The organism is Pseudomonas sp. PA-7-1E, from assembly GCF_021605325.1.
GTDB classification, from domain to species: Bacteria; Pseudomonadota; Gammaproteobacteria; order Pseudomonadales; family Pseudomonadaceae; genus Aquipseudomonas; species Aquipseudomonas fluorescens_BV.
Genome location: NZ_WKFA01000136.1, coordinates 1 through 744, shown reverse-complemented (window position 1 = coordinate 744; position 744 = coordinate 1). Strand labels below are relative to the sequence as shown.

Annotated in this window: 1 protein-coding gene; it reads left to right on the top strand. The window is 62.2% G+C overall.

All coding sequences use genetic code 11. The features are described from left to right. Positions 1-744 (top strand): RHS repeat domain-containing protein (locus GIW79_RS29550; RefSeq protein ID WP_442968641.1); only part of this gene is annotated, 744 nt, incomplete at both ends.

Genomic DNA, 744 nt, shown 5'->3' with positions numbered 1-744 from the left:
CAGTCAGCTAATCACCCGTTACGAGCGCGACCACGCCGGTCGCCTCGTCCGAAAAACCCTACCCGATGCCAGCGTTGTCGACTATGCCTACGACCGCCAGGGCAACCTCCTCAGCGTCGAGGACGGCCACTGGGCGTTGGCCTACGAATACGACCGCCAAAACCGCCTCACCGCCGAACACCAGGGCTGGGGCACCCTGCGCTACGGCTACGACGCTTGCGGCCAGCTGAAAAACCTGTGCCTGCCGGACAATAACCGCGTCACCTTCACCCACGATAAAGGCGGCCACCTCGCTACCGTCGAACTCAACGGTGAAGTGCTCACCTCACATCTGTTCAAGAGCGGCCGCGAGCATCAGCGCCAGCAAGGCCAACTGCTCAGCCACTACCACTACGACGACCAGAATCGTCTGCACGCCCACGCCGTTACGCAGCAGCAAAACTACCTCTACCAACGCCAATACGACTACGACAAAAGCGGCAACCTCACCCGCCTGCTCGACACTCGCAAAGGCGAACACCTTTACCGCTACGACCCGCTAAACCGCCTGACCCGCGCCGACCACTCCCAGGACGTACAGGAACGCTTCGCCCACAACCCCGCCGGCAACCTGCTGATGCAAGACCGCCCCGGCCCGGACATCGTCGCGGCGAATCGTCTGATGATTCAGGGCGACCGTCATTACGACTACGACGCCTTCGGCAACCTCATCCGCGAACGGCGCGGCAAAAGCCAGCAACTCGT